19 protein-coding genes are annotated in these 25,286 nt (G+C 36.6%); 10 read left to right on the top strand and 9 right to left on the bottom strand.

Annotated features, from left to right (window positions below):
* Positions 1–5: 5 nt before the first annotated feature.
* The 3 genes from ZA06_RS12940 to ZA06_RS12930 are packed head-to-tail and all read right to left on the bottom strand — an operon-like array spanning position 6 to position 3,587.
* Positions 6–1,082, bottom strand: a complete 1,077-nt coding sequence (locus ZA06_RS12940) for a glycosyltransferase family 4 protein (protein WP_053977890.1) — start codon at positions 1,080–1,082, stop codon at positions 6–8.
* Positions 1,079–2,611 (bottom strand): lipopolysaccharide biosynthesis protein, encoded by a 1,533-nt coding sequence (locus ZA06_RS12935; RefSeq protein ID WP_053977889.1) that lies wholly within the window; start codon positions 2,609–2,611, stop codon positions 1,079–1,081. The genes ZA06_RS12940 and ZA06_RS12935 overlap by 4 nt, the downstream gene beginning before the upstream one ends.
* The gene (locus tag ZA06_RS12930; protein ID WP_053977888.1) at positions 2,595–3,587 is read right to left on the bottom strand and encodes a glycosyltransferase; all 993 of its coding nucleotides are present in this window, start codon (positions 3,585–3,587) and stop codon (positions 2,595–2,597) included. Before ZA06_RS12930 ends, ZA06_RS12935 begins: the two co-directional genes overlap by 17 nt.
* Positions 3,588–4,314: 727 nt before the next feature.
* Here ZA06_RS12930 and ZA06_RS12925 point away from each other — a divergent pair.
* Entirely contained in the window at positions 4,315–10,113 is a 5,799-nt protein-coding gene (locus ZA06_RS12925; RefSeq protein WP_053977887.1) for a hypothetical protein, read from the top strand.
* 92 nt (positions 10,114–10,205) lie between these two features.
* On the opposite strand, the gene ZA06_RS12920 is transcribed toward ZA06_RS12925, so the two are convergent.
* The 6 genes from ZA06_RS12920 to porX form a co-directional block, all read right to left on the bottom strand.
* Positions 10,206–10,577, bottom strand: coding sequence for a hypothetical protein (locus ZA06_RS12920; protein WP_053977886.1), 372 nt, complete (start codon positions 10,575–10,577; stop codon positions 10,206–10,208).
* A gap of 7 nt (positions 10,578–10,584) precedes the next feature.
* Positions 10,585–11,784: an alanine dehydrogenase gene (locus ZA06_RS12915; RefSeq protein WP_053977885.1), complete on the bottom strand. Its 1,200-nt coding sequence runs from the start codon at positions 11,782–11,784 to the stop codon at positions 10,585–10,587.
* 60 nt (positions 11,785–11,844) lie between these two features.
* Positions 11,845–12,399 (bottom strand): hypothetical protein, encoded by a 555-nt coding sequence (locus tag ZA06_RS12910; RefSeq protein ID WP_053977884.1) that lies wholly within the window; start codon positions 12,397–12,399, stop codon positions 11,845–11,847.
* Positions 12,341–12,484, bottom strand: a complete 144-nt coding sequence (locus tag ZA06_RS17015; protein ID WP_168155229.1) for a hypothetical protein — start codon at positions 12,482–12,484, stop codon at positions 12,341–12,343. Before ZA06_RS17015 ends, ZA06_RS12910 begins: the two co-directional genes overlap by 59 nt.
* Before the next feature lie 158 nt (positions 12,485–12,642).
* Positions 12,643–13,098, bottom strand: coding sequence for a tRNA (adenosine(37)-N6)-threonylcarbamoyltransferase complex ATPase subunit type 1 TsaE (tsaE, locus tag ZA06_RS12905; protein ID WP_053977883.1), 456 nt, complete (start codon positions 13,096–13,098; stop codon positions 12,643–12,645).
* A 100-nt stretch (positions 13,099–13,198) separates the two neighbouring features.
* Complete coding sequence (porX, locus tag ZA06_RS12900; RefSeq protein WP_053977882.1) at positions 13,199–14,752, bottom strand: T9SS response regulator signal transducer PorX; 1,554 nt, start codon at positions 14,750–14,752, stop codon at positions 13,199–13,201.
* A 169-nt stretch (positions 14,753–14,921) separates the two neighbouring features.
* On the opposite strand from porX, the gene ZA06_RS12895 reads away from it, so the two are divergent.
* The 9 genes from ZA06_RS12895 (at position 14,922) to ZA06_RS12855 (ending at position 25,253) form a co-directional block, all read left to right on the top strand.
* Positions 14,922–16,019: an HD domain-containing protein gene (locus ZA06_RS12895; RefSeq protein WP_240472252.1), complete on the top strand. Its 1,098-nt coding sequence runs from the start codon at positions 14,922–14,924 to the stop codon at positions 16,017–16,019.
* A gap of 25 nt (positions 16,020–16,044) precedes the next feature.
* Positions 16,045–17,073, top strand: coding sequence for a UDP-3-O-(3-hydroxymyristoyl)glucosamine N-acyltransferase (lpxD, locus tag ZA06_RS12890; RefSeq protein WP_053977880.1), 1,029 nt, complete (start codon positions 16,045–16,047; stop codon positions 17,071–17,073).
* Positions 17,060–18,466, top strand: a complete 1,407-nt coding sequence (locus ZA06_RS12885; RefSeq protein ID WP_053977879.1) for a bifunctional UDP-3-O-[3-hydroxymyristoyl] N-acetylglucosamine deacetylase/3-hydroxyacyl-ACP dehydratase — start codon at positions 17,060–17,062, stop codon at positions 18,464–18,466. The genes lpxD (ZA06_RS12890) and ZA06_RS12885 overlap by 14 nt, the downstream gene beginning before the upstream one ends.
* Positions 18,467–18,527: 61 nt before the next feature.
* Positions 18,528–19,313 (top strand): acyl-ACP--UDP-N-acetylglucosamine O-acyltransferase, encoded by a 786-nt coding sequence (lpxA, locus tag ZA06_RS12880; protein ID WP_053977878.1) that lies wholly within the window; start codon positions 18,528–18,530, stop codon positions 19,311–19,313.
* Between the two features lie 4 nt (positions 19,314–19,317).
* Complete coding sequence (gene efp / locus ZA06_RS12875) at positions 19,318–19,884, top strand: elongation factor P (RefSeq protein WP_053977877.1); 567 nt, start codon at positions 19,318–19,320, stop codon at positions 19,882–19,884.
* Positions 19,885–19,890: 6 nt separating this feature from the next.
* On the top strand, positions 19,891–20,832 hold the full coding sequence (lpxD, locus tag ZA06_RS12870) for a UDP-3-O-(3-hydroxymyristoyl)glucosamine N-acyltransferase (protein WP_053977876.1): 942 nt from the start codon (positions 19,891–19,893) through the stop codon (positions 20,830–20,832).
* Entirely contained in the window at positions 20,829–21,236 is a 408-nt protein-coding gene (locus ZA06_RS12865; protein ID WP_053977875.1) for a nuclear transport factor 2 family protein, read from the top strand. The genes lpxD (ZA06_RS12870) and ZA06_RS12865 overlap by 4 nt, the downstream gene beginning before the upstream one ends.
* A gap of 71 nt (positions 21,237–21,307) precedes the next feature.
* Positions 21,308–22,180, top strand: coding sequence for a succinate--CoA ligase subunit alpha (sucD, locus tag ZA06_RS12860; RefSeq protein ID WP_053977874.1), 873 nt, complete (start codon positions 21,308–21,310; stop codon positions 22,178–22,180).
* A 103-nt stretch (positions 22,181–22,283) separates the two neighbouring features.
* A complete protein-coding gene (locus ZA06_RS12855; protein WP_053977873.1) occupies positions 22,284–25,253 on the top strand; it encodes a M16 family metallopeptidase in 2,970 nt (989 codons plus the stop codon).
* The last annotated feature ends 33 nt before the right edge of the window (positions 25,254–25,286 follow it).

Genomic DNA, 25,286 nt, shown 5'->3' with positions numbered 1-25,286 from the left:
TTTTGTTATAATTTTTCAAAAACGCTTTCATAATTTTTAATTATTGTATCTATTTGATATTTGTCTAAAGATTTGATTGCATTTTTGGAAAGATATTGTCTCAAGGTTTCATCATTGATTAGGTTTTGCAAATTATTTTGCATTTCTTTTTTGTTTTGATCTTCAATTAAAAGGCCATTAACATTGTTTGTGATAATATCAGAGGGGCCTGTTTTACAATCATATGAAATACAAGCCATGCCCTGTGACATAGCTTCGAGAAGAACCATTGGTAGGCCTTCAAATCTTGAAGGTAAGATAAATATAGAAGAATTTAACATTAACTCTGATATGTTTGAAACAAACCCCGTAAACAATATTCTATCTGAAACTTCCAGCTTTTTTGATAGTTTATTTAGTAATTCATATCCTTTATCTCCAGATCCTGCAATTTTAAGTTTCCAATCAGGATTTGATTTTAATATGGGGGCAATTAATTCAATTAAATTGTCAAACCCTTTATGATAATATTTATCTAATTTTCCTATAGCCAAAATAACTTTCTCTCTATTTTGTGGTTGAATTTTGATAGGAGGAAAACTACACGGATTCGGCATAACAACTACATTTGCGCCATATTTTTTGTAATAGGCAACATCGAATGTTGTTAATACCGTAAGTAAATTTGCTTTTTTATAAAAATATTTTTTGGTAATGTTCGTTATAAATTCACGATTTTTCATGGATCGTAAATAACTATTGTGTTCTTCTACTATAATTTTGATAGAATAGAGCTTAGCCACTGGAATAGTTATAAAATTGGTCAAGGTGATGAATGAGATAATTAAGTCAGGTCTGTTTTTTTTATGATAGTAAAATTTAGTTAAATTGTAAATAGACCTCATCTTATGATTAGCTATTCTTCCCTTATGCAAGGATATTCTTTTTATGTAACAGGGAAGTTTATAATAATCTTTACACTTATTTAGTGTTAAAACAGTAATTTCATAATTATCTCTATCCGCAAAAGCAGTTGCCAGGATGGAAAGTACTCTCTCAGCTCCTCCTCCTTTTAAAGTCGAAATGATAAAATGAATTTTCATCGTTTTTTTTTGATTAATAAATACAGTCTCTTTGATACGTTTCTAAAACCTTCATTCCATACATAAATAATAGGAGTATAAATGAATATTGAGAGAAATGAAATTTCTACCCCTGAAATTATAAGTTTATAAAACGAGTTAATTGATTTAATTATGCTAGTCATAATCAAATTACAAATAAAAAAAGCTACAATTAATGAAATGCATAATTTTAAAAATTCTTTCCAATAGGACCAAATATCATCCTTAAAACCGAATTTATATAGGTAATAAGGCCGCCAAATTAAAATGATGATTACAAAGGCAATTAATGTTCCGGCTAAAATGCCTGCTAACCCATAATAGCGCAACAGTATTATGGATAGACCTAGATTTATGATACTCTGAATGATTGGAGCCCATACATCTTGAAACAGGCTGTAAGCATCTTTAAAATGATCAACAGGGATTCGGATTTGCATAACGAACATATTTATTAGGAAAAGAAAAAGTACATTTTGGTTCAAGATATATTTTTCGCCTAACCATAATACAATAAAGGGGTCAACTAAAAAATAGAGCACTATAAAAAGGACTCCTGCAATATAAAATCTTAAACTCATCATTTCCCAAAAAACCCTTTTTATATGTGCTTTATTGTTTTCTGCCACCAAGTTACCAATACCAGCACCTGTACCGGCAAATGAAGTGTTTATGAGTTGTAATAATCGACTAAAGATTAGTTGATAGTTTCCAAAAAAAGCAACGCTTTCAATGCTTATAAATGCAAAAATTAAAATCTGATCTGTACCATTGGTTACAAAAGAGCCAAACTTATGAATTGAAATTTGTTTGATTTTCCCCACCAATTCAGAATTGGTTTTTAGAATTGATTTGGTAATGCTTTTATTAGTTTTTAACCATGGATACTCTTTTGAGACCCTTTTTCTTAAAAGAATGCTAAAAAGTATGAAGTAACATAGCTCTAGTAAAATCCATAAATAAAAATTTTTATAAATAATGATCACAAAACATTGTATAATTATTTTTGCTAATGTTAAAGATTTTGAATAAGAGGTTATAATGTAGTTTTTTTGATCAGCTTCTAATAAGAATATGTGATAGTTAAAAAAGAAATTGAGACATTGTCCGAAAAGGAAAGTATAAAAAGCAAAATAAACAACAACTAAAGAAAAAGTAATAGAGCCAAATATTAATGGGAAAAATAGAGAGAGGGTAAAACCTATAAATAAAATTAGAATTCCTATTTTTTTATATACGTAGCCAAAAAAATTAATGAGCTCATTAATTTTTGATCTGTTGCTTTCTAATATTGGTTTGTATAGACTTACACCAATGGCAGTTCCTATTCCCAGTTCAGCTAAATTTAAAAATTTCAGAAAGCTTTGGAGTGTCCCTGTCAATCCCATGAACTCATCTCCAAGATTTTCCAAGAATATTTTTCGAGAAAAGAATTGAGCAAACAAAAAGAGTATGTGAAAAAACATACTGAATTTTATGTTTTTTATGGCATTATTGACTCTTGACATGTTTTAAAAAGGTATAAAGTTTTCTTTGAAGGTCTATCCTGGTATTGTTAATCAGTAAAAAAGTACCATATAACTTAAAAGGCAAAAGCTTAATTGCATATCCATAGAAAGAGAAATTATGAAGTTGCTGATGTTTATTAATTAACCCCTTAATTTGTTTGCGATGGCGAAAATCAGGGTCGAATTTATTGTTCAAATAAAGAGAGTTATAGTGACTAGTTAGAAAATGAACTAAATAATTGCTTGCTAAGGTTTTAATTTTTGAATTATAGATATCTGTTTGTTGTATTACATACAAAGGGGCTCCAATAGAGTTTAATTTTGTCAAGCTGTATTTTCCGCGTATAACACTATTCATATTTTCTACATTATAGATGTAAAAAGGTTGACTTAGATATCCTAACCTAGTTAAACTGTTAATAATGTCAATAGTGTAATACACATCTTGATGCAGAATGTTTGGAATGAAAAACTTGTCCTTTAGAACACGTTTATGGTAAACCCTTCGCCAAACTGCAAATCGCTTATATTTTAATATGCGACATATGAACTCATCTTTATTTTCAATTCTATAACCTTTATCTATTTGATGGACATTGGTTATTTCTTTACTGTTGATTGAATTACATTCAACGACTTCAAGAGAATTCTTTATGGCAAAACTAATCATGGAAGAAAACATGTTTTGATCTATCCAATCATCACTATCCACAAAAGCTATGTAATCTCCATGGCATCTTTCCAATCCATAGTTTCTTGCAATACTAGAACCGCTATTGGCAATATGGTAAACTCTTATTCTATTATCCATAATTGCCTTCCTGTCACAGATTGCTCCACTTGAATCTGTAGAGCCATCATTAATTAAAATAATTTCAAGGCGTTTGTATGTTTGGTTTACAATGGAAGTGATGCACCTTTCAAGATAAGGCTCTACATTGTAAACTGGGACAATTACACTTAATAAATAATTCAATTATGTAGGATTAGTTATACTACTGAATACCTTGATAAACAGATAGTTTAAATATAATTAAAAAAATAGAGATAAATCTTCCAAAAGAAAAATACTAATCGATTCACTCTCTTTTAAATTTTAACATTTAGTTCAAGGCAATTTTTTTTCACATTTTTAGCTCAAAAAAACTAAAATGAAAAATATGTAATTTACTTAAAAATAAATAGTTAAAGATTGTAGGGACTCTCAAATATCAAAAACGACTTACAAGATTGTATTTTGTAGAATTGTTTCAAAAAAGTGTAAATCAAACATTTAACATTTTTTGAATAATCCAAGACCAATATCCTTCCGTACATAAATTGAGTTTCCAATAATGGAAATAGTTTTAAAAGTTCTTTACGATTTTGGAATCAAAATTTTAAAAAAGCAGTATTCTTTAAAATTTGTAAGTAAATAAACATTAAAAACATTTGTTTTTTACATTGAAAATTCATACAAGTGTTAAAGTTTAAAACAAAAGTTTCAGATTCGTAAACTATTAAAAATTAAATAGATATTATTGCACCGCTGATTTAAAAGCAGACATTTTTAAGTCAGTTTTTTGTTTTGCAATTTTTACAAATTGTAAGAAAAGAATCTCTTTTGAGCGCTAGTGGACGAATAAACTTAACCTTTGAACCCTTTAATGAGCACTATTATATAAATTAACAGTACAAAAGTACGCCCCAAAAATTAATAGCATATGAAAACCCCAAATTTGACCTACCATGGAAATGGTATGCACAATCTTTGTGCAAAAATTTATACCCTTTTATTTATTTCACTTTTTAGTTTCAATTCATTTTCCCAACAATTAGCCTTCCCCACAGCAAGAGGCGCAGGAGCCTATGCAACAGGTGGACGAGGGGGTGAAGTTTACCATGTCACTAATTTAAATGATAGTGGAACAGGTAGTTTTAGAGATGCTATTCGAGGTTCGAATAGAATTGTCGTATTTGATGTTAGTGGAGTTATTCATCTAAATTCAATTGCTACTACTTCTGCTAATAATATTACTATTGCTGGTCAAACTGCCCCTGAAGGAGGTATTACTATCGATGGAAATAGGGTTTATTTTAGTGGAGGAGATAACGTAATTGTTAGACATATTCGCTTTAAAGGAGGTGTTGATGGAGGTGATGATAGTTTCACGGCAACCGGCAACATGACGAATATGATTTTCGACCATTGTTCTTTTGCTTTTGGAGTAGATGAAGCTGCTAGTTGGAATACAACAAATACAGATGCTACAATAAATAATGTCACTGTACAGAGATCGATATTTGCCGAAAGTGTAAAAGGTACAATTTTGGGTGGTGCAGAAGGAGTTAATATAGGTAAAATTTCTGCGTTGAATAATTTATGGTATAACATTACTCATAGGTTTCCAAATATTAATGGTTATGGAGGCAATTATGAGGTTATTAATAACGTTGTTTGGACTGTTACAAATAGGATTATTAGAGGTAATGGTGATTTCACTCTAAATCATATTGGTAATTACTATGATTATGGCAATACAACAATAACGGATAAAAAAATAAATAACTATAATTTACTTCAAAGCTATGTGCCTAAAATTCATACTAATGGAAATAAATATGTGGTTAAAAACATAGGATCTTTAACTAGTAGTGTTTCTCAAATGAATTCAAATAACACTTTGGCATGGAAGTTCTTTAAAGATGCAGGGGGTTATTCTACAGGTGATCAAGTACCATCAAATTATTTTTCTAGTAATCAATTTAGTTTATTCGGAGCTCCATTAGAAATTCAATCAGCTGATAATGCTTTTAATGATGTTAAAATGGATGTTGGCTGTAATGCCAGACTTAATGCAGATGGATCGGTTAGTAATAACTTAGATGCTTTAGATACAGAATGGCTGAATAATGTTAAGAATGGAAAATATACTAGTCAGTTATCTCAAAGTGAGTATGTAGTACCGGGCATAACATCGAATTCAAGGTCCTCCAATTATTACCAATCTAATCCACATATTCCAGAAACCTGGTTTCAAGCAAATGTTCCTAATGGACAGGATCACAATGACTTTGCGCCAAGTGGCTACACTTGGTTGGAAGAATTTTTAAATGGAGTAGATGGAAACACAGCCACAACAACTCCGGCAATTACTGCAAACGCAGGAGAAGATCAAACAATTTGTGAAGGGGAAACAGTTACTTTAACGGCTACTGGAGGTACGACATATGAATGGAGTAACGGAGAAACTACTGCAAGCATTGAAGTATCTCCAGAGGAAACCACAACTTATACAGTAACTGCTTATAGCAGCACAGGAAGTAACTCTGACACAGATGAAGTAACAGTTACGGTAAATGCACTTCCAACTGCAAATGCAGGGAATGACGTTAGTATCTGTCAAGGAAACAGTGTAACTCTTAGTGCTTCCGGAGGAAGTAGTTACCTCTGGAATACTGGAGCAACTACCCAAAGTATTACGGTAAGTCCTAACTCAACAACTACTTATTCGGTTGAAGTAACCTCTAATTCTTGTTCGGACTCAGATGAAGTCACTGTAACAGTAAATGAATTATCACAAGTTAATGCTGGAAATGATGTTACTATCGGTTATGGAGAAAGTGTAACTCTTACAGCTTCAGGAGCTAATACCTATAGTTGGAATACGGGAGCTACAACCCAAAGTATAACGGTGAGTCCGGCTCAAACAACAACATATGAAGTTACAGGATACACTAATGGCTGTGAAAGTACAGATACTGTTACCGTTGTTTTGGTAGATAATAGTGTTGTTGCTGACGCTGGCCAAAATCAGGAAATTTGTCAAGGCGAATCTGTAACTCTTACAGCTACAGGAGGAAGTACTTATGAATGGAGCAATGGAGCAACTACAGAAAGTATTACAGTATTTCCGGAAGAGACTACAACTTATACGGTGACTGCTTATAGTAGTACAGGAAGTAACTCTGACACTGACCAGGTAACCGTAACAGTAAATGCACTGCCAAACGCAGATGCAGGAAATGATGTAAGCATCTGTCAGGGCGAATCAGTAACCTTGACTGCTTCTGGTGGAGGAAGTTATCTATGGAATACAGGAGCAACTACTCAAAGTATTACGGTAAGCCCTAACTCAACAACTACATATTTTGTTGAAGTGACCTCTAATTCTTGTGCTGATACAGATCAAGTAACCGTAACGGTAAACGAATTGCCAACAGTAGGTGCAGGAACCAATGTAACGATCACCGAAGGGGAGAGCGTAACGCTTACTGCAACCGGAGGAAACACTTATGTATGGAATACGGGAGCTACAGCCGCTACAATCACTGTAAGCCCAGATGTAACCACGACTTATGAAGTAACTGGATTTGTAAACGGATGTGAGGCTACCGATACAGTGACCGTAACCGTTGAGGAGGATACCACTGTAATCGTTAATGCCAATGCAGGCGAGGACCAAACCATCTGTCAGGGAAGTACTGTGACACTAACTGCAACAGGAGGTGATACTTATTTATGGAACACAGGAGAGACTACCGCTAGCATCACCGTGAGCCCAGAAGCTACCACGACTTATTCGGTAACCGCTTATATAGGAGAAAATGAAGGAACGGACGAAGTAACAGTAACCGTAAATGAATTGCCTACAGTGGATGCGGGAGCCAATGTAACGATCACTGAAGGGGAGAGCGTAACGCTTACTGCAACCGGAGGAAACACTTATGTATGGAATACGGGAGCTACAGCCGCTGCAATCACTGTAAGCCCAGCTGTAACCACCACTTATGAAGTGACTGGATTTGTAAACGGATGTGAGGCTACCGATACCGTGACCGTAACCGTTGAAGAGGACACTACTGTAATCGTTAATGCCAATGCAGGTGAGGACCAAACCATCTGCCTGGGAAGTACAGTGACATTGACTGCTACGGGAGGTGACACTTACCTATGGAACACAGGTGAAACCACTGCGAGCATCACTGTAAGCCCAGAAGCAACAACCACTTATTCGGTAACTGCTTATATAGGAGAAAGTGAAGGAACGGACGAAGTTACCGTAACCGTAAACGAATTGCCTACAGTGGATGCGGGAGCCAATGTAACGATCACCGAAGGGGAGAGCGTAACGCTTACTGCAACCGGAGGAAACACTTATGTATGGAATACGGGAGCTACAGCCGCTGCAATCACTGTAAGCCCAGCTGTAACCACCACTTATGAAGTGACTGGATTTGTAAACGGATGTGAGGCTACCGATACCGTGACCGTAACCGTTGAAGAGGACACTACTGTAATCGTTAATGCCAATGCAGGTGAGGACCAAACCATCTGTCAGGGAAGTACAGTGACACTGACTGCTACGGGAGGTGATACTTACTTATGGAACACAGGTAAAACTACTGCTAGTATCACTGTAAGCCCAGAGGCAACTACCACTTATTCGGTAACCGCTTATATCGGAGAAAATGAAGGAACGGACGATGTAACCGTAACCGTAAACGAATTGCCCGTAGTGGATGCAGGAGCCAATGTAACGATCACCGAAGGGGAGAGCGTAACGCTTACTGCAACCGGAGGAAACACCTATGTATGGAATACGGGAGCTACAGCCGCTACAATCACTGTAAGCCCAGCTGTAACCACGACTTATGAAGTGACTGGATTTGTAAACGGATGTGAGGCTACCGATACGGTGACCGTAACCGTTGAGGAGGACACTACTGTAATCGTTAATGCCAATGCAGGCGAGGACCAAACCATCTGTCAGGGAAGTACTGTGACACTAACTGCAACAGGAGGTGATACTTACCTTTGGAATACAGGTGAGGCTACCGCTAGCATCACTGTAAGTCCAGAAGCAACTACCACTTATTCGGTAACTGCTTATATCGGGGAGAATGAAGGAACGGACGAAGTTACCGTAACCGTAAACGAATTGCCTGTAGTGGATGCAGGAGCCAACGTAACGATCACCGAAGGGGAGAGCGTAACGCTTACTGCAACCGGAGGAAACACCTATGTATGGAATACGGGAGCTACAGCCGCTACAATTACTGTAAGCCCAGCTGTAAGCACGACTTATGAAGTGACTGGATTTGTAAACGGATGTGAGGCTACCGATACGGTGACCGTAACCGTTGAGGAGGATACCGCTGTAATCGTTAATGCCAATGCAGGTGAGGACCAAACCATCTGTCAGGGAAATACAGTGACATTGACTGCAACAGGAGGTGACACTTACCTATGGAACACAGGTGAAACTACGGCTAGCATCACCGTGAGCCCAGAAGCAACAACCACTTATTCGGTAACTGCTTTTATCGGGGAAAACGAAGGAACGGACGAAGTAACTGTAACCGTAAACGAATTGCCTGTAGTGGATGCGGGAGCCAACGTAACTATTACCGAAGGGGAGAGCGTAACGCTTACTGCAACCGGAGGAAACACTTATGTATGGAATACGGGAGCTACAGCCGCTACAATTACTGTAAGCCCTGCTGTAACCACCACTTATGAAGTGACTGGATTTGTAAACGGATGTGAAGCTACCGATACGGTGACCGTAACTGTTGAAGAGGACACTACTGTAATCGTTAATGCCAATGCAGGCGAGGACCAAACGATCTGTCAGGGAAGCAATGTGACACTGACTGCAACAGGAGGTGACACTTACCTATGGAGCACAGGTGAGACTACCGCTAGCATCACCGTGAGCCCAGAAGCAACAACCACTTATTCGGTAACTGCTTTTGTTGGAGATAACCAGGATAGCGATGATGTAATTGTTACTGTAAATCCGCTTCCAAGTGTAAGTATAACTAATGGTGAGATTGTAACAATTCTTTTAGGAGATTATGTAACATTATCTGCAACAGGGGCAAACAACTACATTTGGAGCAATGGTGCTACCGAACCAAATATTGCCGTAAGCCCTAGTGTAACTACTGTTTATGAAGTAACTGGATTTGTGAATGGATGTGAGGCTACTCAACAAGTAACTGTAAAAGTTATTGAGCTAGTTTCTGCTGAAATAGTAGCTGAAAGTTTGGAAGTGTGTTTAGGTGAGAGTGTTGTATTAACAGCTTCTGGAGGTGATGAGTACCTTTGGAGTACAGGCGAAACAACGCAAAGTATCACCGTTTCTCCTGAAGAAGCTACAGAATATACCGTAACTGTTTATAATGAATTGGACGAGGATCAAGCTTCCGTTACCATCAATGTTACTGATTGTAGTGCGATTGTTGGGCCTGAGATTACCATTGGTGAGTTTAGCTTCTATTTTGATAAACATTCTGATTTATTGACATTAAATTTATCGGGATGTCAAAGTGTTCAAAGTATTGCTATCTATGATATGCAAGGGAATTTAGTTTATCAAATTGATCTAAACCAACTCTTGGAAGGTGAAGATTTCAGTTTAGAGGTTGATACATCAACTTTCAAAAATGGAGCATTTATCATCAAAGTAGTTTGTAATGGTAATGAGATAATCACCAAGAAAACTGTTTTCAATTAAAAGTTATAACTTGAAAAGAGTATAAAAAAAGCGCGACGTAATTGTCGCGCTTTTTTATTTTATATAATGACTTTAGTTTTAAACAGAAACGACTATTTAAAATGCAACAAAACTATTGTAGCTAGTGAATCGCAATTTTCAATATCAATTACAACTTCATTGCTTTCTAAAGAATTCTCAATCACGTAAGTTTTACAATCTTCAGGCTTCGTGTTGCTCTTCGAGAAATTCACGTTTCCAGACCATATAAGGTTAGAAACAGCAGTTGTATCCAAATCATGCAATTGCATAGTTGCCAAAGCTTCCTTAGAATAGACTTTCTTTTTTAGTGCTATATTTTTTATAGTTCGGGCGTTGGGCCCATAATCACAAGAAGTATTTTTTCCTCGAAGGAAAAAGGCTAAAAATATTAATCCAATGGAAAAACCACCTAAGTAGTATCCAATACGTTGTATTAATTTCATATAATATTTAAAAAATTAGAAGATTTACATCACTGTAACTCAAACTGAACCAATCTGCAACAGATTTATTAGTTAGAATTCCGTGGTAAAAATACAACCCATTTTTTAAACCGCGATCATATCTGATGGCATCTTCAATGCCTCCATCTTCACCTATCTGCAATAAATAAGGTGTAAAGATGTTACTTATGGTCACAGAAGCCGATCTAGAATAGCGTGCGGGAATATTTGGAACACAATAATGAGTGACTCCATTGTAATCAAAAGTGGGCTTGTCGTGATTGGTGACTTCACTAGTCTCAAAACAACCGCCCATATCAATGCTCACATCAATAATTACGGAACCAGACTTCATACAACTCACCATGTCCTCGGTAACAATTACAGGCGCTCTATTCGATCCTCTTACAGCACCAATAGCAATATCACAGCGCTTTAATGCCTTGATAAGATTTTTGGGTTGAATTGTAGATGTATAGATTGTTTGCCCTAAATTGAATTGAACATTTCTTAACTTGGAAATGGAGTTGTCGAACATCTTAACGTTTGCCCCCAAACCAATCGCTGAACGTGCCGCAAATTCACCCACTGTACCAGCTCCAATAATCACTACTTCGGTAGGAGGCACGCCAGTAATATTTCCGAACATCAAACCATTTCCTCCATTAATATTAGACAATAATTCCGATGCAATTAAAATAGAAGCAGTTCCTGCAATTTCACTTAAGGATCTTACAACGGGGTACGCACCATCTTCATCTTTAATAAATTCAAAAGCCAGGGCGGTAATTCGTTTGGCTGCTAGAGCTTCAAAATATTTTTTTTGTTGTGTTTTGAGCTGTAATGCTGAAATCAATAATGTGTGGGGGTTGATGAGCTTAATCTCATCAAGAGAAGGCGGTTCTACCTTTAGGATAATAGGGTTTGCAAAAACTTTTGCGGTATCTCTAGTGACTTCAGCTCCTGCATCACTATAACTTTTGTCTCTAAAATTGGCGCCTTCCCCAGCGCCAGACTCCACCATTACTTTATGACCGTTTGAAACTAAGGCCGAAACGGCATCTGGTGTTAGACATACCCTTTTTTCTTGAAAATGGGTTTCTTTGGGAATTCCTATGAAAAGTTCACCTTTCTTTTTGTATACTTCTAAAGTCTCTTCTAGGGGTAAAAGCTGTGCCTTTGTAAAAGGAGATAAGGGTTTGCTCATTTAAGTCAAATTAAAAACTCAAATTACAAATAAATTTTTGATATAAAATTGGATTTAGTACTAAAAGTAATCTTTAAGTCTCCCCATGACATTTTTTGGAGGACCAATCTTAAATTCATCTTCAAGCTCCTGCATAGTTTTATCAGCTTCATTTATTTTATTGAACATTCTAGCTCTAATTAAATAAATAGAAGGAATGACAATCGCCATAATCGGAAGCATGTAGATCCATTGAACTTCGTCAATATATCTTGTGTCACCTTCAATGGTTTTTATAATTTGAATTGGATACATTAAAATGGGGACCAACAAAGTATGATACCACCAGTGTCTACAGGTAAAAAACCATATTAAAAGCAATATTAAGGGGACAACTTTTCCTGTTATTACCCACATTGCATAGTTGGCATCCTCCCATAATTTACTATCATATGTAAATAAAAAAGTGTTCCAAACTTTAACAGATGGAACACCTTCATACAACGTATAAAAAAAGGGAGTAGCTGCAATAATAGTAGCAATTATACTCCCTAAAACTAATTTCTTAGTAATTTTTTTAGGTACCAGGAATGATTGGTCTTGGCTTTTTCTCGATTTCAGTTTTGATTTGATCATTTAGGTCGATTAAATTTGTAGCCTGAGCTGCAAACAACACTCCACCAAAAATAGCAATCGCTAATACATACTTTTTAGTTTTCATAATTTCAAGGGATTTAATTAATTAATTTGATTCAAATTTATACGTAACAGCTTACAAAAACTGTTAAAGAAATGTTAAAATCTTTTTTATAAATCCCCAGTATGTTACGGTTTTTCCGTAGTCTTTAGCGATAGTAAGGTGGGAAAACACTTAATTTTTTACAAAAAATTTTGAGGTTTCATGTTGTCTTGTCCAGTTAGTTTTATGTTTTGGGTTAATTTCAAAGTTCTCTGGCCATTTTCATCAGTTACAATTTCTATACAAACGGCTTCTTCTGGCAATAATGATGGAATTTTTTCAGGCCATTCCATCAAAAGCCATTGATCACTGAATAGGTATTCTTCCAAACCAAAATTAAGAGCTTCTTCTTCATCTTCTATTCTGTAAAAGTCGAAATGATAGATATAGCCTTTTTCAAGTTTGTATTCATTTACAATTGAAAATGTAGGACTACTCACCGCATCATTGCTGCCTAAAGCCTTTACCAAAGCTTTTACTAAAGTTGTTTTTCCAACACCCATTTCACCATAAAACAAAATGGTTTTTGAGTTGATTTCATTTAAAACCTTTTTAGCAACGTTTTCAATATCATATATTTGGTAGGCGATTTCCAATCGGATATGTATTAAATAATTATAGTTACAATAATAGGAATAAAAATATGAAATTCCTAAAAAAACAAGTATTTCGTCGGATATTTTTGTATTACATAGATTATTTTGGCTGTAGAACCACAAATGGTATAATCATTTCTTCCAGTGAAATCCCCCCATGTTGATAGGTATTACGGTAATAACTTACGTAATGATTATAATTATTTGGATACGCCAAAAACGCATCTCCCTTAGCAAAAATAAAGGAACTCGTCATATTAATAGAAGGCAGATTAACCGATTTAGGATCTTTAATTGCGTAAACATCCTTGTTTTCATAAGTCAAACTTCTACCTGTTTTGTATCTTAAATTTAAGCTTGTGTCTCTATCACCAATAACTTTTGAGGGGTTTTTGACATTAATAGTGCCATGATCCGTAGTCAATATTAATTTAAAGCCTAAAAGCTGAGCTTGCTGGATCATTTCCAAGAGAGGAGAGTTTTTAAACCAACTTTGGGTTAAGGATCTATAAGCTTTATCATTTGACGCTAATTCCTTTACTACTTCCATTTCCGTTTTGGAGTGTGAGAGCATGTCCACAAAATTATAGACCACCACCGTAAGATCATTATTTTTTAAAGCCTTAAAATTATCGACCAGTTTTTTTCCTGATTTAAGATTTGTGATTTTGTGATATTCGAATTTTAGGTCTCTAAGCCCCAATCGTTTCAACTGATGTTCCAAAAATTCTTCTTCATGCAAATTTTTACCACCTTCGTCCGTGTCATTTTTCCATAGGTCTGGATGCAATTTTTCCATATCCCCCGGCATTAATCCTGAGAAGATTGCATTTCGGGCATATTGTGTAGCTGTTGGAAGAATACTAAAATATGGTTCTTCGGAGGCCTTTTTATAATAATTGCTTACAAATGGCTCGAAGGATTTCCATTGGTCATAACGTAAATTGTCAATAACCACCAATAACGTGGGCTGCTCTTTGCTCAGTTCTGGGACTACTTTTTCCTTAAATAGTCTATGCGACATAATCGGAGCATCTTCAACATCGTTAAACCAAGAAGCGTAATTCTTTTCTACAAATTTGCCAAATTGTAGGTTAGCTTCATTCTTTTGAGATTCCAATATTTCAGTCATTCCCACATCTTCAATATCCTCTAACTGTAGTTCCCAGTAAAGTAGTTTTTGGTAAAGCTCTTCCCATTCTTCATAACTGTTTACCATGGTCAAGTCCATAGCAATCTTGCGGAACTCCTGTTGGTAATTGGAAGTGGTCTTTTCAGAAATTAATCGCGAGTGATCCAAATTCTTCTTTAAACTCAGTAATATTTGGTTTGGGTTCACGGGTTTTATTAAATAATCGGCAATTTTACTACCAATCGCTTCCTCCATAATATATTCCTCTTCACTCTTTGTAATCATTACCACAGGAATATTGGCACGTTTTTCCTTTATTTCCGTCAAAGTTTCCAAACCTGTAAGCCCTGGCATGTTTTCATCAAGAAAAACGATGTCAAAATTTGAGTTATTAATGACCTCTAGAGCTTCCGTACCACTTTGGCAAGTGGTTACATTATATTGTTTTTTCTCTAAGAATAGTATGTGTGGCTTAAGTAAGTCGATTTCATCATCAACCCAAAGAATATTTATTTGGTTCATGTATATTTGTTTAAATTAATGTAATAGCTCAAGTTTGAATAATAAGGTAAACAAACTCAAAATATTTAACGACCCAATTTACGGATTTATTACTATTCCCAATTCGTTGATTTTTGATTTGATTGAACACAAATATTTTCAACGCCTAAGAAGAATCACACAAATGGGTATGTCCTATTTAGTATATCCAGGGGCGCACCACACACGATTCCATCACGCTATAGGTTGTATGCATTTAATGCAAAAAGCCTTGAATGTGCTAAGGTTTAAAGGAGTTGAGATTTCCGAAGAAGAAGAAAATGCGCTTTATATTGCTATCCTATTACACGATATTGGCCACGGACCATTTTCGCATGCTATGGAACATAGTATTGTAAATGGAGTCTCCCATGAGACCATTTCTCTCTTATTTATGGAGCGTTTGAATGAAGAATTTAACGGAAGTTTAACGCTTGCTCTAGACATTTTCAAAGGAAATTACCACCGTCAATTCATGTGCCAATTAATCTCGAGTCAGTTGGATATGGATCGTTCAGATTACCTTAAACGAGACAGTTTTTATACAGGTGTAGCGGAAGGTAATGTGAATAGTGAGCGCTTAATTACCATGTTTAACGTGGTGGATGATCAATTGGTAGTAGAAGAGAAGGCCATTTACAGTGTAGAGAAGTTTTTGATTGCCCGTAGGTTCATGTATTGGCAGGTATATTTACATAAGACTGGATTGGTGGCCGAGCAATTGTTAACTCGTGTATTGAAGCGGGCTAAGGAACTTACCAGTTCTGGAATTTATTTGAACGCTAGCAAACCTCTTTCTTATTTCTTAGAACGTGAGGTGACTGTTGAAAATTTTAGTGAAGAGGATTTGGAATTGTTTTCTAGGTTGGATGATAACGACATTATTTCAGCAATGAAGGAATGGCAACATCATGACGACTTTGTGCTTAGTAATTTAAGCAGCATGATCATTAATAGAAGCCTCTTGAAAATAAAGTTGAAAGAGAAAAAAGTTAAACAAGACGAGATTGAAAAGCAATTACAGGTCTTGAGGGACATGTATGGAATTTCAGAATATGAGGCCTCATATTTTGTGTTTGCTGGAGATATTTCCAATCAAGCATACAATCATAAGTATCAACCTATTCAAATTTTAAAGAAAACTGGCAAAATTGTAAAAATAGGAAAGGCTAGTGGTCAATTCCATATTAAAGCACTGTCCAAACCTGTGACTAAATATTATATATGTTATCCTAAAGACAAAATGTGATACATTTTTTCTATTTTTGCCACTGATGAAATTTACAGCAATACAAATAGCAGAAATTTTAGAGGGAGACGTCGTTGGAAATCCAGATGTAGAGGTCTACAAACTCTCTAAAATAGAGGAAGGAACGCAAGGTTCCCTTACCTTTTTGGCGAATCCAAAATACAAACCTTATATTTATTCAACGCAGGCATCTATTACCATTGTTAACCACAATTTCGTGGTGGAAGAGCCTATCACAACTACCTTGATTAAGGTAGAAGATGCCTATAAATCATTTTCTAAGTTGTTGGAATATTACAACCATATTAAATTGAACAAAAGCGGTATTGAACAACCATCTTTCATATCGGAAACGGCTAAATATGGTGAAAATATTTATGTGGGCGCTTTTTCCTATCTTGGTGAAAATGTTAAGATTGGAAACAACGTAAAAATATACCCTAGTGCTTATATTGGAGACAATGTTTCTATTGGTGACAACACAATCGTGTTTGCAGGGGCAAAGGTGTATTCAGACTGCGTAATTGGCAGTCATTGTGTGATAAATTCTGGGGCCATTATTGGCGCCGATGGTTTTGGATTTGCACCTAATGAAAATGGAGAATATTCCAAAGTTCCTCAAATAGGAAATGTAATCATTGAAGATTACGTAGATATTGGGGCTACAACCACTATTGACAGAGCAACTTTAGGTTCTACAATAATTAGAAAAGGGGTAAAGTTAGACAACCAAATTCAAATTGCCCATAACGTTGAAGTTGGAAAAAATACAGTGATTGCGGCTCAAACCGGAGTTGCAGGATCTACCAAAATAGGCCAAAATTGTCAGATTGGAGGACAGGTAGGAATTGCAGGCCATTTAAGCATTGGAAATAACGTTAAAATACAGGCGCAATCTGGGATTGGAAGAAATATTAAGGATAATGAAGTGCTTCAGGGATCCCCAGCCTTAGGCTATGGAGAGTATAACAAATCCTATGTGCACTTTAAAAATCTTCCAAAGATTGTAAAAGATATAAACGAAATCGAAAAAAAGGTAAATGGCAATAATTAAAACAGACATTAGACAAAAGACCATAGAAAAAGAAGTGTCTTTAACAGGTGTTGGATTGCACACGGGCAAGGATGTAACGCTTACTTTTAAACCTGCTCCAGTAAACAACGGGTTTACGTTTGAAAGAGTAGACCTTGAAGGAAATCCGGTTATTGAAGCTGACGTTACTTACGTTACGAATACACAAAGAGGGACCTGTCTAGAGAAAAATGGCGTGAAAATCCAGACTTCAGAGCACGTATTGGCGGCTTTGGTAGGCTTGGACTTGGACAATGTCACCATTGAATTGAACGCCTCAGAACCACCAATTATGGACGGTTCTTCTAAGTACTTTATAGAAGCTTTGGAAAAAGCGGGCATTGTAGAGCAGGACGATTTTAGAGAAGAATACGTAGTTACTGAGATTGTTTCGTACACCGATGAGGAATCAGGCAGTGAAATTATTGTAATGCCTGCAAAGGAGTACCAAGTGACTACTATGGTTGATTTTGGAACCAAAGTGTTGGGAACACAAAACGCAACCCTCAACCATATTTCCGATTTCAAAGAAGAAATATCCGATTGCCGTACATTCAGCTTTTTGCATGAATTGGAAATGCTTTTGGACCATGGTTTAATTAAAGGGGGGGACTTGAACAACGCCATTGTATATGTTGACAAGGAATTGTCTCCACAAACTTTGGAAAAGCTGAAAGTAGCCTTCGATAAAGATGACCTTACCATAAAGCCTAACGGCATCTTGAATAATTTAACCTTGAACCATCCAAACGAAGCGGCAAGACATAAGCTTTTGGATGTAATAGGGGATTTGGCTTTGGTAGGTACTCATATCAAAGGAAAAATCATCGCCAATAAGCCTGGACACTTTGTAAACACTCAGTTTGCTAAACAAATGTCTAAACTCATTAAGAACGAAAGACGAAATAACGTTCCTACTATAGATTTAAATCAAACACCTTTAATGGATGTCAACCAAATTATGGCCATGTTGCCTCACAGACAACCATTTTTGTTAATTGATAAAATCTTTGAATTGTCTGATAGCTGCGTGGTCGGTATGAAAAACGTGACTATGAACGAGCCGTTCTTTGCCGGACATTTCCCAGGAGCACCAGTAATGCCAGGAGTTCTAATTGTAGAGGCTATGGCGCAAACGGGAGGTATTTTGGTGTTGAGCACCGTACCAGACCCTGAAAACTACTTGACATATTTCATGAAGATTGATAAAGTGAAATTCAAACACAAAGTAGTGCCAGGGGATACGCTTATTTTTAAATGTGATTTAATCACACCTATCAGAAGAGGCATCTGCCATATGCAGGGATATGCCTATGCAAACGGTAAACTATGTGCCGAAGCTGAATTGATGGCACAAATTTCGAAGATTAAATAATCTAAAATCTAGATTGAAAACTCAATTGGAAAATGGATTTTAAAACAATAAAAATCATAAAATGAACCAACCTTTAGCATATGTGCATCCTGGCGCCAAAATAGCCAAAAATGTGGTTATTGAGCCTTTTGCGACCATCCATAACAATGTTACTATTGGAGAAGGAACTTGGATTGGCAGTAATGTAACCATTATGGAAGGTGCTAGAATTGGCAAAAACTGTAATATTTTCCCAGGCGCCGTAATTTCTGCGGTTCCTCAGGATTTGAAATATAAAGATGAAGACACCCTTACCATTATTGGGGATAATGTTACCATTAGAGAATGTGTAACCATCAACAGAGGGACTTCAGATAGAATGAAAACGGTAGTTGGAAACAACTGTTTGATCATGGCATATTGCCACATTGCCCACGACTGCATCGTGGGAGACAACTGTATTTTTTCCAACAATTCTACTTTGGCAGGTCATATTACAGTGGGAGATTATGTAGTGTTGGCGGGAATGACCGCAGTACACCAATTCTGTTCTATTGGGAACCATGCCTTCGTAACCGGAGGATCTTTGGTAAGAAAAGATGTGCCTCCGTTTGTAAAAGCTGCAAGGGAGCCTCTTTCTTATGTTGGAATCAACTCTGTAGGATTGAGACGTAGAGGGTTTTCAACAGAAAAAATTAGGGAGGTACAGGACATCTACCGAATTTTATATCAAAAAAATTACAATAACACACAAGCTGCAGAAATCATCGAAGCTGAAATGGAGGCGACTCCAGAACGAGATGAGATACTTCAATTTATTAAGGATTCTCAGCGAGGAATAATGAAAGGATATTTTAAATCAAATTAATTTTATGGCAACTACATCAGATATCAGAAACGGATTATGTATCAGATACAATAACGATATATACAAAATCATTGAGTTTTTACACGTAAAACCAGGCAAAGGACCTGCTTTCGTTAGAACCAAAATGAAAAGTGTAACTTCAGGAAAAGTGTTGGACAATACGTTTTCTGCTGGACATAAAATTGAAGATGTACGTGTTGAAACACACAAATTTCAATTTTTATACAACGATGGTGAGTACTACCACTTCATGAATACAGAGGATTATACACAAATCCAATTGAATGAAGGTGCTTTGGATAGACCTAATTTAATGAAAGAAGGAGAAGTAGTAACGGTAATCATCAATGCTGAAGATAACATGCCATTATCGGTAGAGATGCCTGCTAGTGTTATCTTGGAAGTAACGCATACAGAGCCTGGTGTTAAAGGAAATACTGCGACTAATGCGACTAAGCCTGCAACTGTAGAAACTGGTGCTGAAATCAATGTGCCTTTGTTTATCAACGAAGGTGACAAGATTAAAATTGAAACTGAAAAAGGGACTTACAAAGAGCGTATTAAAGAATAGCTTTCATTGAAATTTCCAAAAACATACAAGCTTAAAGAAATCGCAGCCTTGATTGGCTGTGATTTTGTTGGTTCAGACGATTTTCCAGTTCTGGGAATGAATGAAATTCATGTGGTAGAACCAGGGGACATTGTGTTTGTGGACCATCCAAAATATTATGACAAGGCGCTGAACTCGGCCGCTACCATTGTCCTAATCAACAAAGAAGTAGAATGTCCTGAAGGAAAAGCACTTTTAGTAAGTGACGATCCATTTAGGGATTTCAACAAATTGACCCATCATTTTAAGCCTTTCCTAGCTTCCAATGTTGCCATTGCACCAACAGCAAAAATAGGTAAGAATACCATTATTCAACCCAACTGCTTTATTGGAAACAACGTAACCATTGGAGACAACTGTATTATTCATTCCAATGTAAGCATTTATGATGACGCTGTGATAGGTAACAATGTAACCATTCATGCAGGAACTGTTTTGGGGGCCAATGCCTTTTATTACAAAAAACGTCCAGAAGGCTTTGATCAATTGCTATCTGGAGGTCGTGTAGTAATCAAGGACAATGTTGATATTGGCGCTGCCTGTACTATTGACCGCGGTGTATCTGGCGATACCATTATTGGAGAAGGCTCCAAATTGGATAACCAGATTCAAATTGGTCATGACACGGTTGTAGGTAAAAAATGTTTGATTGCCTCCCAAGCGGGTATTGCTGGCTGTGTGGTCATTGAGGATGAAGTAACCATTTGGGGACAAGTTGGAAGCACCAGTGGCATCACCATAGGTGAGAAGGCGGTAATCTTAGCGCAATCTGGGGTAAGCAAATCATTAGAAGGACATAAAACCTATTTTGGCTATCCTGCGGAAGAATCTAGACAAAAGTTGAAGGAAATGGCCATGATCAAGCAAATACCTAAAATTTTGGACGACATAAAAAACATAAAGCAATGACACCAAAAGAATTTGTAACTAGTTTCTATAATTCAGATTTCGGGAACGAAGCCTTTAATCCTTCGGAATTTTTCCATGAAGACTGTCAGTTAAATTGGAACAGCAGTACTGGTTTTAAGCAGTTAAACTATTCAGACATTGTTTTGTTGTTTAAAAACTTTGGAAAAGCCTACGCTTCGGCAAGAAATCAAGTCAGCCATATGCTTCAGGATGGTAACTTCATGACCATTCGTTATACCATGTATGTCCATCCAATTGAATCTCCAGATGAGGAAGAGCCTATGGCTCATTTCATAACTATTTGGGAGCTGAAAGACGGCAAACTTTACAGGGGCCACGAGATAAGCCAATTGGCCGATGAAAGCCATCCTAGTCTTAAATCATTTTTGGAAATAAAACTTTAAAAAAACTTTTAATTAGGTGTTAAAAGTTTACTTTTGTTCGAACTTAATTAAAAATAAAAAACTAAATATAAATGAGTGTTTTAGTAAATAAAGATTCAAAAATCATTGTTCAAGGGTTTACCGGTAGTGAAGGTACTTTTCACGCAGGACAAATGATTGAATATGGAACAAACGTAGTAGGAGGTGTAACTCCAGGAAAAGGTGGTCAAACACACTTGGACAAGCCTGTTTTCAATACAGTTGCAGAGGCTGTTAAGGAAGTAGGAGCAGATACTACCATCATTTTCGTTCCACCAGCATTTGCAGCAGACGCCATTATGGAAGCCGCTGATGCCGGAATTAAAGTTATCATTACAATTACTGAAGGAATTCCTGTTGCAGACATGATTTTGGCTGCAGATTATATAAAAGATAAAGATTGTAGATTAATAGGACCTAACTGTCCTGGAATCATTACTCCAGGTGAGGCAAAAGTTGGTATCATGCCAGGTTTTGTATTCAAAAAAGGAAAAGTTGGTATCGTTTCTAAATCTGGAACGTTGACTTATGAAGCAGCTGACCAAGTTGTAAAACAAGGTTTAGGAATTACTACGGCAATTGGTATTGGAGGAGATCCAATTATTGGAACGACTACAAAGGAAGCTGTTGAACTTTTAATCAATGATCCAGAAACCGAAGCCGTTGTAATGATTGGTGAAATTGGAGGGCAATTGGAAGCAGATGCTGCAAACTGGTACAAAGCTAGTGGAAGCAAAAAACCTGTAGTAGGATTCATTGCTGGAGAAACTGCTCCTGCTGGACGTACTATGGGTCACGCTGGTGCAATTGTTGGAGGAAGCGACGATACAGCGCAGGCTAAAAAGAAAATCATGAGAGAGTGTGGTATCCATGTTGTGGATTCACCGGCAGAGATTGGTAAAAAAGTTGCCGAAGTTTTAGCATAAAAACTGTTAAAATAAATATAAAACAAACTCGTTATCATTCCGTTGGCTTATTTTAGTCAACGGAATTTTTTTTTATATCACCAATACTAATCAAATCAAAAGCATGAGAAAATTTAATCCTCTTTACCTTTTGGTCTTCTTTCTGCTGGCGTATAGCTGTAAGACGGACAAGGAGTCAGAAGTGGCTTATGCCATCGAAACCCACAGTGACCCTAGCGGTTTAACCTATGAAACCGTAGCCAATGACCCAACAGGTTTACGACTTTACACTTTGGAAAATGGGCTAAAGGTTTATTTAAGTAAAAACAACGACGAGCCTAAAATCCAAACTTATATTGCTGTAAGAGCCGGGTCTAATTATGACCCAAAAGAATCTACTGGTCTCGCACACTATTTGGAGCACATGGTATTTAAAGGTACCGACCAAATAAGTTCCTTAGACTGGGAGAAGGAGAAAGTGTATTTGGAGCAAATTTCCGATTTATACGAACAACACAGAGCAGAAACCGATCCTGAAAAGAAAAAGGAAATATATAAAAAGATAGACGAAGTTTCTTTGGAAGCTTCTAACTATTGTGTTGCTAACGAGTATGACAAAATGGTGAGTTCTTTAGGAGCTACAGGAACCAATGCGCACACTTGGTTTGAAGAAACGGTTTACAAAAACATGATTCCAGCCAACGAATTGGATAAGTGGTTAGCCTTAGAAAGTGAGCGTTTTAGCCAATTGGTTCTACGTTTGTTCCACACGGAATTAGAGGCTGTGTTTGAAGAATTCAATAGAGGTCAGGATAGCGATTTTAGAAAATCTTATTTCGCTATGTTGGATGGTCTGTTTCCAAACCACCCATACGGACAACAAACGACTATCGGTACAGGAGAGCACTTAAAAAATCCTTCCATGGTGGATATCCACAATTATTTCAATAAATATTATGTGCCTAACAATATGGCTGTAGTTTTGGTTGGAGATTTGGATTTTGATGCTACAATTAAAAAAGTGAATGAAACTTTTGGTAAAATGGAGCGTAAGGAAGTCGTACACCCAGAATTGCCAAAAGAAGAACCTATTGCTGCTCCAGTGGTAAAAGAGGTATTCGGGCCACAATCTGAGAGTATTTCAATTGCCTTCCGTTCAAAAGGAGTGAATACTGAAGAAGAAAAATTAGTCACGTTATGTGATATGATTTTGGCTAATGGAAACGCTGGTATTATCGACTTAAACTTGAACCAGCAGCAAGTAGTTCAATACGCAAGTTGTAGTCCAACTTTCTTGAATGATTACGGATACCATGTTTTCAATGGTAGTCCAAAGGCGGGGCAATCCCTGGATGAAGTTAAGGAGTTGTTATTGGCGCAAATTGAAAAATTGAAAAAAGGAGAGTTCGAAGATTGGATGATCGATGCCGTAGTAAACGATTTGAAATTGAATCAAACTCAACAATACGAAAACAGTACCGCTTTGGCTTCTATGTATTTTAATGCCTTTATTCACCATGAAAATTGGCAAGATAAAGTGAAGTTCTTGGATGATTTAAAAGGCTACACCAAGCAACAAGTTGTAGACTTTGCGAATCAATTTTACAAAGACAACTACGTAGTAACCTATAAGCGTCAAGGTGAGGATAGCTCTATTGTAAAGGTTGAGAACCCAGGAATTACACCTGTAAATCTTAACAGAGACAAAAGTTCGGAGTATTTAACCAACTTCAACAAGATTGAGCCACAACCATTGCAACCATTGTTTGTTGATTATAAAGAGGCTATCAAAGAAGTGTCTTCTTCAAATGGTATTAAAGTGTCCTACATCGAGAATGAATTGAATGACTTGTTCAACTTGAACATCATTTTCGATATGGGAAGTGACAACGATAAAAAACTAGGATTAGCCGTTGGATATTTGGAATACTTAGGAACGGACACCTATTCTGCAGAAGACCTTAAAAAGGAGTTCTATAAGTTGGGAATCAATTACTATGTGAGTACTGGTTATGATAAATCTTATGTAGGATTGAGCGGTTTGAAAGAAAACCTACCTAAAGGATTGGAGTTGTTGGAAAATTTATGGAGCAATGCGGTAGCTGACCAAGAATCTTATGACAAGTACGTAGATAAAATTCTTAAGGGAAGAGATGATGGTAAAACCCAAAAAGGGAATATCCTTCACAACGGTCTGATGAACTACGGAAAATATGGAGAGAACTCCCGTTTGAGAAACATTATGCAGGCAGAGGAATTGAAAGCTCAAGACCCTAATGAATTGGTGGAATTGGTGAAAGATTTGAGAAACTTTAACCAACGTATTTTCTACTACGGAAAAGATGTAGATGCGGCCGTAGCGGCCCTTAACAGCTATCACACCATTCCTTCCGAATTGAAGGATTACCCAGAAGAAACCACCTATATCGAACAAGAAACAGGAGGAAACGTGTATTTCGTTGATTTTGATATGGTACAGTCTGAAATGTTGTTCTTAGCAAAAGGAGCACCTTTCAAACCAGAAAACATGGCGGCTTCAACCTTGTTCAATTCGTATTTTGGAAGTGGATTGTCATCTATTGTATTCCAAGAAATAAGAGAGTCTAAGTCTTTGGCTTACTCGGCTTGGGCAAATTACAGCGATGCTTCTGAAAAAGACAAGTCCAACTATGTAAGAGCTTACATTGGGACTCAGGCCAACAAGATGCCACAAGCTGTAGATGCCATGATGGAATTGATGACCAACATGCCAGAAGCAGAAGAGCAATTTAATGCCGCTAAAGAAGCTGCCTTAAAGAAAATAGCTGCCGATCGTATCACCAAATCCAGCATTTTTTGGAATTATGAGCGTTTGAAGAAAAGAGGCATCGATTATGATAATAGAGAGGAAATATACAATTCTATCCAAACCATGACTATGGAGGATTTACGAAAGTTCTTCAATGAAAACATCAAAGGTGAAAACTATAACGTTATGGTAATTGGTAACAAAAAAGACATCGATTTTAAAGCCTTATCCAAACTGGGAGAAGTGCAGGAAATGGACATCGATTACCTATTCAACTACGAAAAACCAGAAGAAGTTAAGTTGTAATAACGACAACTCACTGTTTAAAAACCTCACAAC

Source organism: Mangrovimonas xylaniphaga (genome assembly GCF_001280435.1).
GTDB lineage: Bacteria > Bacteroidota > Bacteroidia > Flavobacteriales > Flavobacteriaceae > Mangrovimonas_A > Mangrovimonas_A xylaniphaga.
The sequence above is the reverse complement of the archived record's forward strand: the minus strand, read 5'-3'. Positions and strand labels throughout refer to the sequence as shown.

Bases quoted from the DNA above. Each gene is read 5' to 3' on its own strand.
- ZA06_RS12920 (WP_053977886.1), bottom strand. From the start codon at position 10,577: ATGAAATTAATACAACGTATTGGATACTACTTAGGTGGTTTTTCCATT.
- lpxD (WP_053977880.1), top strand. From the start codon at position 16,045: ATGAAATTTACAGCAATACAAATAGCAGAAATTTTAGAGGGAGACGTC.
- ZA06_RS12910 (WP_053977884.1), bottom strand. From the start codon at position 12,399: ATGATCAAATCAAAACTGAAATCGAGAAAAAGCCAAGACCAATCATTC.
- ZA06_RS12915 (WP_053977885.1), bottom strand. From the start codon at position 11,784: ATGAGCAAACCCTTATCTCCTTTTACAAAGGCACAGCTTTTACCCCTA.
- ZA06_RS12940 (WP_053977890.1), bottom strand. From the start codon at position 1,082: ATGAAAATTCATTTTATCATTTCGACTTTAAAAGGAGGAGGAGCTGAG.
- ZA06_RS12885 (WP_053977879.1), top strand. From the start codon at position 17,060: ATGGCAATAATTAAAACAGACATTAGACAAAAGACCATAGAAAAAGAA.
- ZA06_RS12935 (WP_053977889.1), bottom strand. From the start codon at position 2,611: ATGTCAAGAGTCAATAATGCCATAAAAAACATAAAATTCAGTATGTTT.
- porX (WP_053977882.1), bottom strand. From the start codon at position 14,752: ATGAACCAAATAAATATTCTTTGGGTTGATGATGAAATCGACTTACTT.
- lpxA (WP_053977878.1), top strand. From the start codon at position 18,528: ATGAACCAACCTTTAGCATATGTGCATCCTGGCGCCAAAATAGCCAAA.
- efp (WP_053977877.1), top strand. From the start codon at position 19,318: ATGGCAACTACATCAGATATCAGAAACGGATTATGTATCAGATACAAT.
- ZA06_RS17015 (WP_168155229.1), bottom strand. From the start codon at position 12,484: ATGAAAACTAAAAAGTATGTATTAGCGATTGCTATTTTTGGTGGAGTG.
- sucD (WP_053977874.1), top strand. From the start codon at position 21,308: ATGAGTGTTTTAGTAAATAAAGATTCAAAAATCATTGTTCAAGGGTTT.
- ZA06_RS12895 (WP_240472252.1), top strand. From the start codon at position 14,922: ATGTCCTATTTAGTATATCCAGGGGCGCACCACACACGATTCCATCAC.
- ZA06_RS12865 (WP_053977875.1), top strand. From the start codon at position 20,829: ATGACACCAAAAGAATTTGTAACTAGTTTCTATAATTCAGATTTCGGG.
- ZA06_RS12925 (WP_053977887.1), top strand. From the start codon at position 4,315: ATGAAAACCCCAAATTTGACCTACCATGGAAATGGTATGCACAATCTT.
- ZA06_RS12855 (WP_053977873.1), top strand. From the start codon at position 22,284: ATGAGAAAATTTAATCCTCTTTACCTTTTGGTCTTCTTTCTGCTGGCG.